The sequence below is a fragment of the Methylobacterium sp. Leaf456 genome (assembly GCF_001425465.1).
GTDB lineage: Bacteria > Pseudomonadota > Alphaproteobacteria > Rhizobiales > Beijerinckiaceae > Methylobacterium.
The window spans coordinates 281,680-297,500 of record NZ_LMQV01000041.1 but is presented as its reverse complement, the minus strand read 5'-3'; the positions used below and the strand labels follow the sequence as shown (position 1 = coordinate 297,500).

General features: G+C 68.9%; 16 protein-coding genes and 1 tRNA gene (1 of these 17 running past the window's edge). 14 read left to right on the top strand and 3 right to left on the bottom strand.

What is annotated here, in order from left to right:
* On the bottom strand, positions 1–1,056 hold the 5' portion of the coding sequence (locus tag ASG52_RS20045) for an acetamidase/formamidase family protein (RefSeq protein WP_056247064.1). Its footprint begins 387 nt before the window's first position; only the first 1,056 of its 1,443 coding nucleotides appear in the window; the start codon lies at positions 1,054–1,056; its stop codon lies beyond the left edge, outside the window.
* Positions 1,057–1,208: 152 nt separating this feature from the next.
* On the opposite strand from ASG52_RS20045, the gene ASG52_RS20040 reads away from it, so the two are divergent.
* The 3 genes from ASG52_RS20040 (at position 1,209) to ASG52_RS20035 (ending at position 3,840) form a co-directional block, all read left to right on the top strand.
* Positions 1,209–3,017 (top strand): adenine deaminase C-terminal domain-containing protein, encoded by a 1,809-nt coding sequence (locus ASG52_RS20040; protein ID WP_056247062.1) that lies wholly within the window; start codon positions 1,209–1,211, stop codon positions 3,015–3,017.
* 249 nt (positions 3,018–3,266) lie between these two features.
* On the top strand, positions 3,267–3,443 hold the full coding sequence (locus ASG52_RS27455; RefSeq protein ID WP_156384049.1) for a hypothetical protein: 177 nt from the start codon (positions 3,267–3,269) through the stop codon (positions 3,441–3,443).
* A gap of 211 nt (positions 3,444–3,654) precedes the next feature.
* Positions 3,655–3,840: a hypothetical protein gene (locus ASG52_RS20035; RefSeq protein ID WP_056247060.1), complete on the top strand. Its 186-nt coding sequence runs from the start codon at positions 3,655–3,657 to the stop codon at positions 3,838–3,840.
* Between the two features lie 127 nt (positions 3,841–3,967).
* Here the strand turns inward: ASG52_RS20035 and ASG52_RS20030 are convergent.
* Positions 3,968–4,044, bottom strand: a tRNA-His gene (locus tag ASG52_RS20030).
* Between the two features lie 149 nt (positions 4,045–4,193).
* Between ASG52_RS20030 and ASG52_RS20025 the strand changes: the two genes are divergently transcribed.
* From ASG52_RS20025 to ASG52_RS20005, 5 genes are all read left to right on the top strand, one after another.
* A complete protein-coding gene (locus ASG52_RS20025; protein ID WP_056247058.1) occupies positions 4,194–6,026 on the top strand; it encodes a chloride channel protein in 1,833 nt (610 codons plus the stop codon).
* A gap of 199 nt (positions 6,027–6,225) precedes the next feature.
* Positions 6,226–7,788, top strand: a complete 1,563-nt coding sequence (locus ASG52_RS20020; protein ID WP_056247057.1) for a M10 family metallopeptidase C-terminal domain-containing protein — start codon at positions 6,226–6,228, stop codon at positions 7,786–7,788.
* 29 nt (positions 7,789–7,817) lie between these two features.
* Positions 7,818–8,336 carry a hypothetical protein gene (locus tag ASG52_RS20015; RefSeq protein ID WP_056247055.1) on the top strand — a complete coding sequence of 173 codons (519 nt, stop codon included), beginning with the start codon at positions 7,818–7,820 and terminating at the stop codon, positions 8,334–8,336.
* Between the two features lie 9 nt (positions 8,337–8,345).
* Entirely contained in the window at positions 8,346–9,206 is an 861-nt protein-coding gene (kdsA, locus tag ASG52_RS20010; protein WP_056247053.1) for a 3-deoxy-8-phosphooctulonate synthase, read from the top strand.
* 174 nt (positions 9,207–9,380) lie between these two features.
* Complete coding sequence (locus tag ASG52_RS20005) at positions 9,381–9,731, top strand: hypothetical protein (protein ID WP_056247052.1); 351 nt, start codon at positions 9,381–9,383, stop codon at positions 9,729–9,731.
* A 74-nt stretch (positions 9,732–9,805) separates the two neighbouring features.
* Here ASG52_RS20005 and queF read toward each other — a convergent pair whose 3' ends face one another.
* The gene (queF, locus tag ASG52_RS20000; protein WP_056247051.1) at positions 9,806–10,267 is read right to left on the bottom strand and encodes a preQ(1) synthase; all 462 of its coding nucleotides are present in this window, start codon (positions 10,265–10,267) and stop codon (positions 9,806–9,808) included.
* A gap of 237 nt (positions 10,268–10,504) precedes the next feature.
* On the opposite strand from queF, the gene eno reads away from it, so the two are divergent.
* The 6 genes from eno (at position 10,505) to ASG52_RS19970 (ending at position 15,799) form a co-directional block, all read left to right on the top strand.
* Entirely contained in the window at positions 10,505–11,794 is a 1,290-nt protein-coding gene (eno, locus tag ASG52_RS19995; protein ID WP_056247049.1) for a phosphopyruvate hydratase, read from the top strand.
* A gap of 123 nt (positions 11,795–11,917) precedes the next feature.
* Entirely contained in the window at positions 11,918–12,229 is a 312-nt protein-coding gene (locus tag ASG52_RS19990) for an FtsB family cell division protein (protein ID WP_056247047.1), read from the top strand.
* Positions 12,230–12,417: 188 nt separating this feature from the next.
* The gene (gene pdhA / locus ASG52_RS19985) at positions 12,418–13,467 is read left to right on the top strand and encodes a pyruvate dehydrogenase (acetyl-transferring) E1 component subunit alpha (protein WP_056247046.1); all 1,050 of its coding nucleotides are present in this window, start codon (positions 12,418–12,420) and stop codon (positions 13,465–13,467) included.
* Positions 13,468–13,606: 139 nt separating this feature from the next.
* The gene (locus ASG52_RS19980; RefSeq protein WP_056247041.1) at positions 13,607–15,055 is read left to right on the top strand and encodes a pyruvate dehydrogenase complex E1 component subunit beta; all 1,449 of its coding nucleotides are present in this window, start codon (positions 13,607–13,609) and stop codon (positions 15,053–15,055) included.
* The gene (locus ASG52_RS19975; protein ID WP_056247039.1) at positions 15,052–15,513 is read left to right on the top strand and encodes a hypothetical protein; all 462 of its coding nucleotides are present in this window, start codon (positions 15,052–15,054) and stop codon (positions 15,511–15,513) included. The genes ASG52_RS19980 and ASG52_RS19975 overlap by 4 nt, the downstream gene beginning before the upstream one ends.
* A 4-nt stretch (positions 15,514–15,517) precedes the next feature.
* On the top strand, positions 15,518–15,799 hold the full coding sequence (locus ASG52_RS19970) for a DUF5076 domain-containing protein (protein ID WP_056247037.1): 282 nt from the start codon (positions 15,518–15,520) through the stop codon (positions 15,797–15,799).
* Positions 15,800–15,821: the final 22 nt, after the last annotated feature.

Sequence of the window (15,821 nt, the reverse complement as noted above, 5' to 3'; positions counted from 1 at the left end):
GGCGGTGCCGCAGAGTTCGGAATCGCCCTGGCTCGCATGGGGATCGCCGACCGAGAACAGGGCGCCGGGCACCGCCACGGGGTAGTAGAGCGTCGCGCCCTTGCCGATGCGCCAGTTGTCGATGTTGCCGCCGGTGTAGCTCGGCGGAATCGAGTTGACCCGCTCGGCCTCCGCGGGCGCCAGCCCCATCGTGCCGAAATGCGGGCGGATCGGCACGCGGATGCCCTTGAGCACGTCGTAGGTGCGGGTTGTCTTCGTATGATCGACCGGGATGCCCGGATAGTCGATCGTCGGGTGGTCGAGCCCGTTCGGGTCGGTCACGCCGGGCCAGGGAAAGCTGTAGACCGCCTTGGCCCAGTCGCGCCCGCCGCTGGCGTCGACCTCATAGATGGTGACGACCTCGCGCTTCTTGCCCCCGAGCATGTCGTTGTAGTGGTAGCCCCACCACGCCGCCGCGTTGCTGCCGAAGGTCAGGCCCTTGAACTTCGGGTTGGCGGAAGGCCGCGGCGCGACGTCGAGGATGCGCACCTCCAAGACGTCGCCGGGCTCGGCCCCGCGGATCGCCACCGGCCCGGTGCAGATATGCACGCCCAGCCCGCCGCCGGGCCCGAGCTTGGCATCGTCCGGCCCGGCGCCGCGGCGGGCGACGCCCTTCTTCTCCTTGGTCCAGAGGAAGACGCTCTCGGCGCCGGGATCGCCCGTCACCATCCGCTCTGCGTCGTCGTTGGCGTGGTGCGTCAGCGTCTCGATGGTGACGAAGTCGCCGGACGCTATCTCGACCTGCGGCTTGAGGCTCTTCGAGAAGTAGCCCCAATGCACCGTCTTGGCGGTGGCCGGCAGATGGTAATGGACGGCCTTCGTGGCCCCCGCCCCGGCGCCGGCCTCGGCCAAGGCCGGGCTCACCAGCGACAGCCCGCCCGCGGCCATCGCCGCCGCGCCGCCGCTGGCGAGGAAGCCGCTCTTCAGGAAGGCGCGCCGCTCCGGCTCCATGTCGCGCCGGTAGCGCAGGCGGTGCTCGGCGAAGGCGGCACAATGCGGATCGTCACCCAGGCACATGGCTTTCCCTATCCCTGACGAAGGAGGCGGGCGGGCCGCATGCAAGGGTACGGCCACGCTTCCCGCCACTATGATCCGCCGGGCGCCCTGCCGCGACGGCGCGGGGCGTGGCACGATGCATGCCCGACGGGCCGAGGACCGAGGGACACCCGATGACCGACGCGACGCCGCTGAACCGCTTCTCCGTCGAGCCGCTGGCCCGGATGACGCGCCGCCTCGCCGACGTGGCGGCCGGCCGGGCCGAGCCCGACCTCGTGCTGACCGGGGCGCGGGTGCTCTCGACCTATTCCGAGCGCATCCTGCCGGAGCGCGAAATCCGCATCGCGGGCGGGCGCATCGCCGCCGTGCTGCCCGCGGGCTCCTACAAGGGGCCTGCGCCGGTGCGCGATCTGCGCGGCGGACTGATCGCGCCGGGGCTGGTCGATCCGCACCTGCATATCGAGAGCAGCATGGTGACGGCCTGCGCCTATGCCGAGGCCGCGCTGATCAACGGCACCACCACGATCGTCTGCGACAGCCACGAGATCGGCAACGTGCTCGACCGCGACGGCGTCGCCTGGATGCTGGAGGATGCGCGCGCGGCCCCGCTCAACATCTATCTCACCGTGCCGAGCACCGTGCCGGCGACCAGCCCCGCGTTCGAGACCGCGGGCGGCGACCTGACGGCCGAGAAGATCGCATCCCTGTTCGATGCCTGGCCCGAGGCGATCGGGCTCGGCGAGAAGATGGATTTCGTGGCGGTCGCCGAGGGCGATCCCCGCGCACACGCGATCATCGCCGCCGCCCTGGAGCGCGGGCGCCCGGTCTCCGGCCACATCTACGGGCGCGGCTTCGTGGCTCCCTACGCGGCGAGCGGCGTCACCGACACCCACGAGGCGATCGACCGCGACATCGCCGACGACCTTCTGGAAGCCGGCCTGTGGATCTTCCTGCGTGGCGGTCCGCCGACGACGCCGTGGCATTCGCTGCCCGCGGCCATCGGCACGATCACGGATTACGGCGCGGCGTGGAAGCGGGTCTGCGCCTGCACCGACGACCGCGACGCCGACGACCTGCTCGCCTTCGGCCTCGACTGGGTGGTGCGCGAGGCTTTGCGGATGGGCATTCCGAAGCCCGCCGCCTGGGCGATGGGTTCGCTGCATCCGGCGACCCGCTACGGCCTCGATGGCGAGGTCGGCGGCCTCGGCGGCGGGCGCCGGGCCGACCTCGTGCTCCTCGACAACGACCTCGTGCCGCAGGCGACGTGGTACGGCGGCGAACTGGTGGTCGAGGATCGGAAGGCCACGCCGCGGCTGGAGGCGGCGCTTTCGCGGCCCTACCGTTATCCGGCTCCCGCCTACGCCACTGTGCGGCTACCCGAACCGCTACCCGCCCTGGTGCCGCCGCTGCCGACAGGCGTCTGCACGGTCAACGCGATCCGCACGACCCTGCCCGGCATCGAACTCGTCCATGAGCGCGTCGCGTTGCAGCCCGGGGCGGACTGGGCCGCGACGCTGTCCGCGCACGGTCTCTGCCACGTCGCGGTGATCGAGCGGCACGGGCGCGGCGGCGGGGTGGCGCACGGGCTGCTCTCCGCCTTCGGCCTCCGGCGCGGCGCGGTGGCGAGCAGCGTCGGGCACGATTCGCACAACCTGATCGTCGCGGGGCTGAACGAGGCCGACATGCGGGTCGCCGTCGCAGCGCTCGCCGAGGCGCAGGGCGGGGTCTGCGTGGTGGAGGAGGGTCGCGTCGTCGCGATGGTGAGGCTGCCTGTGGCCGGGCTGCTTTCGGACCAGCGCGTGGGCGTGGTCGCCGAGGACATGCGCCGGCTTAAGGCGGCCTGGGCGCAGGCCGGCTGCGCGATCCCCTATATGGGCTTCAACCTGATCCCGCTCTCGGTGATCCCGCAGATTCGCATCACCGACAAAGGTCTCGTGCTGGTGCCGGAAATGCGGCAGGTGCCGCTGTTCGAGGCGGCGTAGCGCACCCTCGCCATGAAACGCGAAGGGGATGGCGGCCCGTGGCGGCCGCCATCCCCTTCGAATCCTCATCGGTCGTTCGGGCCCGCTCTCGGATTGGTTGCTGCCTGATCGACGCGCATCTGCATCCTCATCCGGCGCAACCGACCCCGCTGCGTACAGAGTACGTCTTCGGCGCGGGCATGCATCTTGCTCAGTTGAGGTCATGACTTCGATCCGGCCCAGCCGGATCAAGGCCCACGAGACTGCCGCATGCCCGTCCTCGACGTCGAACTCTCCTCCGTGCCGATCGATCCGGCGACGACGGCGCGCCGCGTGCTCGATCGACAGCACGCCGTCCACAGGGCCGGGCTCGCACCGGTCGAGGCCCAGGGCGCCGTCTTGGGCCGGATCACAGACTCCGCGACCGCGGCGCTCGAAGTCGGCTGAGGTTTTCCGGCCGTGGCGCGGACGACGCGACCGGATTGATCAGTCTCTCCGCCAGTGCAAGTGCCGGTTGATGGCTCGTTCGGTGCGCAGAAACGCCTCAGGCTCGCAAAAATCGCGAAGATCGAGCGGGATCATCAATTTATAACAAAATGGCGTTACAAGCCTACCGACAATCAACATTGCCGAGCGCGTGCAACCCGGGGGCTGAGAGATGAAATTCGTCATCGTGCGGGATGGGAACGATTTGAGCGGCAAGGCCCATCTCTGGCGCCTGGAGACGGATGCAGGCTTCGTCCTTGCCAAGAGTACCCGCTCGTTCGATACCAAGGACAAGTGCGTCAAAGAAATCTCGGACATCAAGCGCGATGCCGCGCTGACAAGAGTGATTCAAAAGTAATCCGGCTCAGCATCCGGCGCCGACACGCGCACCCTGCTCACGGGGGGCAGCTGGCCGGACCAGTATCCCCAAACGGAAACCGGGGCCCGACCCATCGGCCAGACCCCGGTTTAACCCTCGAATGGGATGGTACCACCGCCCCGGCTCGAACGGGGGACCCCTAGATCCACAATCTAGTGCTCTAACCAACTGAGCTACGGCGGCACGCGAGGGGGGACTTATCGCGAGGCTCGCGGCATTTCAAGCGTCTCTTGCGCCGGCTGTGGGGCGTTTCCCCCGGATCGCGTCCGCTGCGCGTGGATGCTAGACCGCAAGCGCATGACGGAAGACCCCTTTTGCGCTCCCCGCCGCCGATGAGCCCGTCGGATCCGGCCGCCGGTTCGGACAGGCGCGTGCCGGTGCCGGCGCGGCTGCGGGGATGGGTGCGGGGCAGCGAGGTCGCGCTGGTGCTGCTCGCCGCGGTGACCGGCTGCCTCGGCGGCCTCGCCGTCGCGGGTATGAGCGGGGCGGCGCAGCTGTTGCGCGAGGCGCTTTATCGTCTGCCCGCCGGGGAGCGGCTGAGCGGGCTCGGGGCATTGCCTCCCGGGGGCGTGCTGGGCCTGCCGTTCCTGGGCCCGGCGCTCGGCGGCCTCGTGCTCGGGGGACTGATCCTTCTCCTCGGATGGGGACGACGGCGGCGGGCCGTGATCGATCCGATCGAGGCCAACGCGCTGCATGGCGGGCGGATGTCGCTGCGCGATTCTGCCGAGGTCGCGGCGCAGAACGTCGTCTCGAACGGCAGCGGCGCCTCGGTCGGGCTGGAGGCCGGTTATACGCAGGTGGCGGCCGGTCTCGCCTCGCGGCTCGGCATCGCCTTCGAGATGCGCCGCTCGGACCTGCGCACGCTGGTCGGCTGCGGCTCGGCCGCGGCCATCGCGGCGGCGTTCGGCTCGCCGCTGACGGGCGCGTTCTACGCCTACGAATTGGTGATCGGCACCTACACCATCGCGACGCTCGCCCCCGTGGTGGTCGCGGCCCTGTGCGGCAGCCTCGTCGCCCGCGCGCTCGCCTCGAACCCGGCGCTGATCGATGTCGGCGCCCTGGCGCTGAGCCGGGGCGGCGCGCTGGGTGCGGCCGACACGCTGCCCTGCCTTCTCCTCGGGCTCGTCTGCGCCGGGCTCGCCGTCGGGCTGATGCGCGGGGTCGCCTTCATCGAGCGGGGATTTCGCGCGACGCGCCTGCCGGCCCTGCTGCGGCCGGCGCTCGGCGGGCTGTGCGTCGGCGTGCTGGCGCTCGCCACCACGCCGCAGGTGCTCTCCGGCGGCCACGGGGCGCTCCATCTCCATCTCGATCCCGGCATGGCCTTGACCGCGGGGGCGCTCGCCGGGCTGATCCTCGCCAAGGCCGTGGCCTCGGCGGTGTCGATCGGATCGGGCTTTCGCGGCGGCCTGTTCTTCGCCTCTTTATTCCTCGGGGCGCTGGTCGGGCGCCTGTTCGCGCAGGTCGCCCCGATGGCGTGGCCGGGTTTTTCGGAGTTCGGCCTCGCGCCCGTCGGCTACGCGGTGGTCGGCATGAGCGCGTTCGCCGCGGCCATCGTCGGCGGGCCGCTCACCATGACCTTCCTGGCGCTGGAGATGACCGGGAGTTTCCCCGTCACCGCCCTGGTGCTGGCCGCCGTGATCGCCTCTTCGCTGACGGTCCGAAAGACCTTCGGCTATTCCTTCGCCACCTGGCGGTTTCACCTGCGCGGCGAATCGATCCGCAGCGCCCACGACATCGGCTGGATCCGCAGCCTCACGGTGGGCCGCATGATGCGCCGGGACATCCGGCCCGTCCCCCTCGACACGCCGATGGCGAGTTTCCTGCGGGCGCATCCCCTCGGCTCGCCCTCGCGGGTCGTGGTCACCGACGCCTCCGAGCGCTATGCCGGCATCGTGCTGGTGCCGGAGGCCCATGCCCAGGCGGCGGCCGAGACGGGCGCGCGGCTGGCCGACGTCGCCCGCTACGCCGACGCCTACCTGCTCCCCGACATGAGCGCCAAGCAGGCCGCGGAAGCGTTCGATGCGGCCGAGAGCGAGGCGCTCGCCGTGCTCGACGGCGCGGACAGCCGCCGGGTGATCGGCTTGCTGACCGAGAGCCACACGCTCAAGCGCTACAGCGACGAACTTGATCGCCAGCGCCGCGCGATACTCGGCGAGGCGGCGTAGGGCTATTCGCAGTCCTTATCGGCAATCTGTTCGTAGAAAATTAGTGAATTGTATTTCAGCACAGTTCGCACAATGTCCCGCATATGCGGTCGGATATCTTGAATAGGCGTTGGGTTTGATTTAAGCGCCCGATCGGGCCTGCACTGCATGAAGCTCTCGAAGTGCCGGCCCTATGTCCCACGCACGAGTCCCGCCGCCCATGGTCGATCTCTTCAAGCCCGTTGCCCTGACCGGCAATGCCGTCATCGACAGCCTCATCGGCGGCGGCGCCTGGAACACCGAGCGCCTCACCTACGGGTTCAAGACGCAGGATATCGACCGCAACGGGGTCAGCGATTTCAACGAGGGGGACTGGAAGGCCTTCTACGAGGAGATTTTCGATCAGGTCTCGACCTTCGCACGGCTCGACTTCTCGGAAGCGCCTGCCGCAGAGGCCAACCTCGTCCAGCGCCTCGATGTCGGGGGCGGCGGCGAATCGGGTGGACCCGGCCCCGGCGTGACGACCATCGAGACCGCCGTCGGCATCGATCCGACCAGTGTGAAGGGCGCCGCCGACGTGGTACGGCTCGGAACCTATTCCGAGACGTGGCTGCACGAGATCGGCCACAGCCTCGGCCTCAAGCACACCCACGATATCGATGCGGGCCCGCCCCTGCCGGGCGTGGTCGGTCCGGCCGACAAGGGCACCGGCAACCTCAACTCCCAGATCTACTCGGTGATGGGCTACACCTACCCCTTCTTCGGTGAGGACAACCCCTTCACGCTGTCGAAGGACGTCAACACGGCGCTCAACGCGCAGCCCGGCTCGTTCGGTGCGATCGATATCGCCGCGCTCCAGCACCTCTACGGCGCCCGCGCCCACAACGTCGACAACAACGTCTACCGCTTCAGCGACGACGTGGATGCCGATCGCGGCTACACCACGATCTGGGATACCGGCGGCATCGACACCATCGCCTACGAGGGCGGAAGCCGGGCCAAGATCGATCTGCGTGCCGCGACCCTGAAGGCCGAGATCGGCGGGGGCGGGTGGCTTTCCACCTCCGAGACGCTGACCGGCGGCTTCACCATCGCGAACGGTGTCGTGATCGAGAATGCGACGGGCGGCTCCCGCAACGACATCCTGATCGGCAACGCCGCGTCCAACACGCTGGACGGACGCGGCGGCGCCGACCGCATGAGCGGTCTGAGCGGCGACGACCTGTACGCGGTGGACCACAAGTCCGACTTCGTCGTCGAGGCCGTCGGCGGCGGACGCGACACCGTCGTCTCCACGGTCAGCACGGCGCTCCGGGCCGGGCAGGAGATCGAAGTGCTGAGGGCGGCCCACGACAAGTCGCTCGCCTTGACCGGCAATGCTTTCGATCAGGAGATCGTCGGCCGGGCCGGGAAGGACTTCCTCGACGGCAAGGGCGGCAACGACACACTGACCGGAGGCGGGCGGGCAGACACGTTCGTCTTCAGCACGGCGCTCGGAGCTGACAACGTGGACCGCATCACCGACTTCTCGCATCGCGACGACGTCATCCGGCTCGACGACGCCGTCTTCCGAGCGATTGGCGTCGGAACCCTCGAAGCCGGCGCCTTCAAGGATCTGGCCCGGCCCGGCGCCGCGGCCGATGCCGACGACCGCATCCTCTACGACGGCCGGACCGGCGAAGTGTTCTACGATGCCGACGGCAGCGAGGCCGGCGCGCGCACGCTGTTCGCGGTTCTGACCAACAAAGCCGCCATCGATCACACCGACTTCCTCATCGTGTGAACGACGCCGGTCGTGGTAGGGCTCGCGGCATGTCCCTGCGAACCCTCGCGGCCGCCCTCGGCACCCTTCTCCTCGCCGCACCGGCACAGGCCGATTCCTGCGATGGGCTGACCGTCCGGCTGATCCGCGCCACGGGCGCCTCGCTCGTCGGGCGCACCGGTTCGCTCGTGGTGTTCCGCGCCGCCGATGCCGAGCGCTTCCGCCTCGATTGCCAAAGCCCCCGCCGCCTGCTGTTCCGCTCCGAGCGGCGCGAGCCGCTGGGCGCGTATTTCGTGCTGGTCGGCGAGGCCGCCCACGCGCTGACCGGCGCGCCGGAAGAGGCGGTCGAGACTCTGACCCGGCGCCTGCATCAGGACAGCCTGCTCACCGGTGCGCCGCAGCTCGGCCGCGTCGGCGGCGCGGTGATCCGCTGCGATCCCGGCGACCGCCCGGACGGGGTCGGGCTCGGCACCCTCTGCCGCGTCGCCGCCGACCGGACGGGGCGCGGGCCTCGCCGCAGAACCTTGCACCACAAGGCCGGCCTTTTCGCCGCCGCCCGCGCGGGCTAGACCGCGGCCATGACCGATCTCGCTTCCCCCGGCCCTGTCGTCCGCGCCGGTTCCGTCGCCTTCGCCAACCATCTGCCGCTGGCGCTGATCGCCGGGCCCTGCCAGTTGGAGGGGCGCAACCACGCCCTCGAGGTCGCCGCCGCGCTGAAGGAGATGGCCGAGCGGCTCGGCATCGGCCTCGTGTTCAAGTCCTCCTTCGACAAGGCGAACCGCACCTCGGGCGCGACCGCCCGCGGCGTCGGCCTCGACGAGGCTCTGCCGGTCTTCGCCGAGGTGCGCGAAAGCCTCGGGCTTCCGGTGCTCACCGACGTGCACGAGGCCGAGCAATGCGCCCGCGCCGCGCAGGCCGTCGATGTGCTCCAGATCCCGGCCTTCCTCTGCCGCCAGACCGATCTGCTGCTCGCCGCCGCCGCGACGGGCCGCGTCGTCAACGTCAAGAAGGGCCAGTTCCTGGCGCCTTGGGACATGAAGCACGTCGCCGCCAAGGTGACGGAGGCCGGCAACCCGAACGTCATCGTTACCGAGCGCGGTGCCTCGTTCGGCTACAACACGCTCGTCTCCGACATGCGGTCCCTGCCGATCATGGCGCAGGTGACCGGTGGCGCCCCGGTGGTGTTCGACGCGACCCACTCGGTGCAGCAACCCGGCGGCCAGGGCGCGACGTCCGGCGGACAACGGGAATTCGTCGCCGTGCTGGCTCGTGCCGCGGTCGCGGTCGGCGTGGCGGGCGTCTTCATCGAGACTCATCCCGATCCCGACCGGGCGCCCTCGGACGGGCCGAATATGGTGCCGCTGCGCCAGTTGCCGCGCCTCGTCGAGGAGTTGATGGCCTTCGACCGGCTCGCCAAGCGAGTCGCTGACAAGGCTTGAGCCGCCTTCGAGGATCTCGGTTTCAGGTTAGGTTCAGGCCGGGCAAACTAACCATACGGATCAAATCGAGAGCGCGACGGAGCGGATCGGGCCATCGGCCCCTGGGACATTCAGGAACTTTCGGCCAAGCTGAACGTTCTGACCCTCAATTCCGTCGCAGATTGAAAGGATCCCATGCGTAAGCTCGCACTCGTCACCGCAGCCCTGCTGTCCGTCGGCACTCTGACGGCCACCACGTCGGCCGATGCGCGTCCCGGCCGTGGCTGGGGCCATCACCACCACGGCGGCGGCTATCATGGCGGCGGCTACGGCCGCGGCGCCTATTACGGTGGCGGTCGCCGTCGCGGCATCGGCACCGGCGCCGCAGTCGGCCTCGGCATCGCCGGCCTCGCGGCGGGCGCCATCGCTGCGGGCGCCGCACGTGACGCCTATTATCGCGACGGTTACCGTCGTCCGGCCTATGGCTATGGTGGTGGATACGGTGGCGGCTACGGCCGCCCGGCTTACGGTTACGGCGGCTACTGAGCCGACCAAGTTCCACTGAAGAGGGCGGCCGAGGGATCGGCCGCCCCTTTTTCGTGCGCGCAACCCCGAAAAAGTCAGCCCCGGCCGCGATAGGGCGCGACGCCCTGCTCCGGCAGCCAGACGCTCTGTATCGGAGGCCCGCTCTGCCAGAAAACGTCGATCGGGATGCCGCCGCGCGGATACCAGTAGCCGCCGATCCTGAGCCAGCGCGGTTCGAGCAGGGCCACGAGCCGCCGGCCGATGCCGACGGTGCAATCCTCGTGGAAGGCGCCGTGGTTGCGGAAGGCGCCGAGATAGAGCTTCAGCGACTTCGATTCGACGAGCCAGCGGTCCGGCACGTAGTCGATCACCAACGTGGCGAAGTCCGGCTGCCCGGTCACCGGGCAAAGCGAGGTGAATTCCGGTGCGGTGAAGCGCGCCAGGTAATCGGTGTCGGCATGCGGGTTCGGCACGCGGTCGAGCTGCGCCGCCTCCGGTGAGTCCGGCATCGGCGTCTGCCGGCCGAGTTGCTTGGCGTGGTCTTCGATGTTGGTCATGCGGGGGCTATACGCCCGCAGCCCTGGCTTCGCCTACTGTCGGACGTGAATGCCGCCCTCTCGAAAAACTGTGAACGGTGCGCCCGCTGCAACTGATGTCGCAGCGCCTCGAACCGCTTGCGGGCGCTTGCCCGCGCCGTTGCGTTGACGGATAAGCCGGCCTCGGAGAGCGTCGCCGCTGCGTCGGGCCGGGAGCCTGTGCGGACGGCGCGCCGCGACGCAACCGAAGGAGTGCCCATGACCGCGATCACCAACATCGCCGCCCGCGAGATTCTCGACAGCCGGGGCAACCCCACCGTCGAAGTCGATGTCCTCCTCGAGGACGGCTCCTTCGGCCGCGCGGCCGTGCCCTCGGGCGCCTCGACCGGCGCGCACGAGGCGGTGGAGCTGCGCGACGGCGACAAGGGTCGCTACAACGGCAAGGGCGTCCTCAAGGCGGTCGAGGCGGTGCAGACCGAAATCCTCGATGCCATCGGCGGCATGGACGCCGAGGATCAGGTCGCGGTCGACGAGGCGATGATCGCGCTCGACGGCACTCCCAACAAGGCCCGGCTCGGCGCCAACGCCATTCTCGGCGTCTCGCTCGCCGTCGCCAAGGCCGCGGCCGAGACCGCGGGTTTGCCGCTCTACCGCTATGTCGGCGGCGTCCAGGGCCGTGTCCTGCCGGTGCCGATGATGAACATCGTCAACGGCGGCGCCCATGCCGACAACCCGATCGACTTCCAGGAATTCATGGTGATGCCGGTCGGCGCCTCCTCGCTGTCCGAGGCGGTGCGGATGGGTGCAGAGATCTTCCACACCCTCAAGAGCGCCCTGAAGAAGGCCGGCCACAACACCAACGTCGGCGACGAGGGCGGCTTCGCCCCGAACCTGCCGTCGGCGGAAGCCGCGCTCGATTTCGTCATGGAATCGGTCCAGGCCGCAGGCTTCAAGCCCGGCGCCGACATCGTGCTGGCGCTCGACTGCGCCGCGACCGAGTTCTTCAAGAACGGCGCCTACCACTACGAGGGCGAGGGCCAGACCCGCTCGATCGAGCAACAGGTCGACTACCTTGCCAAGCTGAGCGAGGCCTACCCGATCCTGTCGATCGAGGACGGCATGTCCGAGGACGACTGGGAGGGCTGGAAGCTGCTCACCGACCGGATCGGCAACCGCGTCCAGCTCGTTGGCGACGACCTGTTCGTAACGAATGTCGAGCGCCTGTCGCGCGGCATCGAGTCCGGCACCGGCAACTCGATCCTGGTCAAGGTCAACCAGATCGGCTCGCTCACCGAGACGCTCGCCGCCGTCGATATGGCCCAGCGCGCCGGCTACACCGCGGTGATGTCCCACCGCTCCGGCGAGACCGAGGATTCGACCATCGCCGACCTCGCGGTCGCGACGAATTGCGGGCAGATCAAGACCGGCTCGCTCGCCCGTTCGGACAGACTGGCGAAGTACAACCAGCTCATCCGCATCGAGGAGGGCCTCGGCGCCCAGGCGCTCTACGCCGGCCGCGGCGCCATCCGCCAGCTCGCCGGGCGCTGAGCTTTTTTTCGAGCGGCGCGGCGGGCCTTTCGGGGCTCGCCGCGCCGTTCCGGTTTTCGGGTCCGCCTTGTCGGGTGGCGGGAAACCCTTTCTTTACCTTGATCGGGTGATCCTGCCGCCGCCATGGTCATTCGTCGCCGCGTCCGCGCCATCGTCGTCCCCGCCGTCCTCTGGACGATCTCCGCGCTCGTGGTCGGCTACTTCGTGCATCAGGCCGAGAGCGGCAGCCGCGGCCTGGAAGCCAAGCGGGCGCTCAAGCGCGAGGCCTACGGGCTGACGGGGGAGTTGAACGCCGCCAAGGCCGAGCGGGCGACCTGGGAGCACCGTGTCTCCCTGCTGCGCAGCGAGCAGATCGACCGCGACCTGTTGGAGGAGCGCGCCCGCGTCGTGCTCGGCCGCGTCCACGCCAACGACCTCGTCATCATCGATCCGTAGGCCGAATCCTGATCTGCGGCCCAGGTCCGTCTTGTCGTAAAGCGACGCTTTCTAATCTTAACCTTGCTTAGTCGGCGCCGGTTCAAGCGTCGCGGTGACAGCGCCACTCGGCTGTCAGTCCCGCCCTCGCTTTCCGAAATCGGCTGGCCTAGAACCCGATCCAACAGATCGAGTTCGGGAGGTCGCCGATGGATGCAGGCAACGAGGTGGGCAAACCCGCCGGGAGCGCGGAGGCGCCCCAGCACCGGCCCGCACCCAACATTCCGCAATTCACCAAGGACGAGGATCTTCACGCCTATCGTGAGATGCTTCTCATCCGCCGCTTCGAGGAGAAGGCGGGTCAGCTCTACGGTATGGGCCTGATCGGCGGCTTCTGTCACTTGTACATTGGTCAGGAAGCGGTCGTCGTCGGCATGCAGATGGCCGGCGAGGACGGCGACCAGAACATCACCGGCTACCGCGACCACGGCCACATGCTGGCCTGCGGAATGGACGCCAAGGGCGTGATGGCCGAGCTGACCGGGCGCCGCGGCGGCTATTCCCGCGGCAAGGGCGGCTCGATGCACATGTTCAGCCGCGAGAAGCAGTTCTTCGGTGGCCACGGCATCGTCGGCGCCCAGGTCTCGCTCGGCACCGGCCTCGCCTTCGCCGACGCCTACCTGCAGAACGGCAAGGTCAGCTTCACCTATATGGGCGACGGCGCGGCCAATCAGGGCCAGGTCTACGAGAGCTTCAACATGGCGGCTCTCTGGAAGCTGCCGGTCGTCTACGTCGTCGAGAACAACCGTTACGCCATGGGCACCTCGGTCGCCCGCGCCTCGGCGCAGACCGATTTCTCCAAGCGCGGCCTCTCCTTCGGCATCCCCGGCGAGCAGGTCGACGGCATGGACGTCCGCACCGTCCGCGAGGCGGCGTCCCGCGCCATCCAGCACGCCCGCACGGGCCAGGGCCCCTACATCCTCGAGATGCAGACCTACCGCTATCGCGGCCACTCGATGTCCGACCCGGCCAAGTACCGGACCAAGGACGAGGTCTCGAAGATGCGCGACGAGCAAGACCCGATCGAGATGGTGCGCAAGCGCTTGATCGAGGCGCACGGCGTACCGGAGGCCGACCTGAAGGGCATCGACGCCAAGGTCCGGGAGGTCGTCAACGAATCCGCCGACTTCGCGACCCACGATCCCGAGCCCGATCCGTCCGAGCTCTGGACCGACATTTTGCTCGAAGCCCGCGCCTGAGGCGCGAACACCCTCGAGAAAACCCCTCTTGGCAGGACACTGAGGGCGCAACGGCCGGCTTCGATCCGGCGGCGGATTCGCCGCGGACACAACGAAGCACGCCTCCGCATCTCGGACGAAGGATCGATAGAGCAGCGCAATGGCGACCGACATCTTGATGCCCGCCCTCTCTCCGACCATGGAGGAAGGAAAGCTCGCCAAGTGGCTCAAGAAGGAGGGCGACGCGGTCAAATCCGGCGACGTGCTCGCCGAGATCGAGACCGACAAGGCGACCATGGAGGTCGAGGCGATCGACGAGGGCGTGCTCGCCAAGATCCTCGTGCCGGACGGCACCGAGAACGTGGCAGTCAACACCCCGATCGCCATCATCGCCGCCGAGGGCGAGGACGTCGCGGCGGCTGCCGCCGGCGGCGGTCAGTCCAAGCCCGCGGTGTCCGAGGGCGGCGCGCCCGCGCCGACGCCGGACATGCAGGCCGAAGGCATGGCGGAGAAATCCGCCCCCACCGCCAAGACCGGCGACGACGCCCCCCGTGCGCCTGCCGCGCCGGCGATCGTCAAGAACGCGGCCGCTGCCCCGGTGATGGACGAGTTCCCGCCGGACTCGCCCCTTGAGACCCAGAGCGTGCGCGAGGCCCTGCGCGACGCCATGGCGGAGGAGATGCGCCGCGACGACAAGGTGTTCGTCATGGGCGAGGAGGTCGCCGAGTACCAGGGCGCCTACAAGATCACTCAAGGCCTGCTGCAGGAATTCGGCGCGCGCCGCGTGGTCGATACCCCGATCACCGAGCACGGCTTCGCCGGTATCGGTGTCGGCGCGGCGTTCATGGGTCTGAAGCCCATCGTCGAGTTCATGACCTTCAACTTCGCCATGCAGGCGATCGACCACATCATCAACTCGGCGGCCAAGACCCTCTACATGTCCGGCGGCCAGCTCGGCTGCCCGATCGTGTTCCGCGGCCCCAACGGCGCCGCCGCCCGCGTCGGCGCCCAGCACAGCCACGACTACGCCGCTTGGTACTCGAACGTGCCCGGCCTCAAGGTGATCGCGCCCTACACGGCCGCCGACGCGAAGGGCCTGCTCAAGGCCGCGATCCGCGACCCTAACCCGGTGATCTTCCTCGAAAACGAGATCCTCTACGGCCAGTCCTTCCCGGTGCCGAAGATCGACGATCTCGTCCTGCCGATCGGCAAGGCGCGCATCCACCGCCCCGGCACCGACGTCACCATCGTCTCCTTCTCGATCGGCATGACCTACGCCCTCAAGGCGGCTCAGGCCCTGGCCGAGCAGGGCATCGAGGCCGAGGTGATCGACCTGCGCACGATCCGCCCGATGGATTCCGACACCATCGTCGAGTCGGTGAAGAAGACCGGCCGCTGCATCACCGTCGAAGAGGGCTTCCCGCAATCCGGCGTCGGCGCCGAGATCGCCGCGCGCCTGATGGTCGATGCCTTCGACTATCTCGACGCCCCGGTCCTGCGGGTCACCGGCAAGGACGTGCCGATGCCGTATGCCGCCAACCTCGAAAAGCTCGCCCTACCCAACGTCGCCGAAGTGATCGAGGCGGCCAAGGCAGTGTGCTACAAATGACAGGGTCTCGACCCGAGGCCTTCCGCCCGGCGGCCCTGGCCGCCGGGCTGCTCGCGGCGCTGCTTCTGTCCGGCACCGGTGCGCTGTCGCGGGACAAGGCCAAGCGCCCGCCAGCCGAGCCGCCTCCGGTCGAGAATCCCAACTACGAACTCATCCCTTCTCCGATCACCAACCTGGACGTGATCTCGCTCGGGCAGCAAGAGGTCATGAACAACATCAAGTCGATGATTGCGACGAGCTGGGACTTCGTATGCGAGGGGGGCCGGGCGCGTTTCGTTCCCGGTGAGGGCAACGGCAAGAGCACCGAATATTACGTGAAGTGCGACGGCACCCCGTTGCCTGCGGACTTCGTTGTTTCGCTGCCGAACAACAATCACGAGAACGGTGCGCGTGTACTGAAGTGCTATGCGACGCCCGACAAGAAGCTGAGCTGCGACGCTTTCGGCAGACCGAGATAACGTGATGGCCGATCAGGAATTCCAGGCCCTCGAAATCCCGCCCGACGCCCTGGAACAGGGCGGGATCGAGATCGTGCGGGCCTCCATCGTCGACGGCGCGGTGAGCGTGGCGCTGCGGCGCGCCTTCGACGATCCGGCGACCTGGGGCCGGCTCTTCCTCGATCTCGCGCGGCAGGCCGCCCGCACTTACGCGCTGGAATCGGAGATGTCGGAGGAAGAGGCCTTCGAGCGCATCCGCGCCGGTTGGGAGGCCGAGGGCCTCGAACCCGGCAACACCCTCAACTAGCCAGGGGCCGGCGACGCGATGG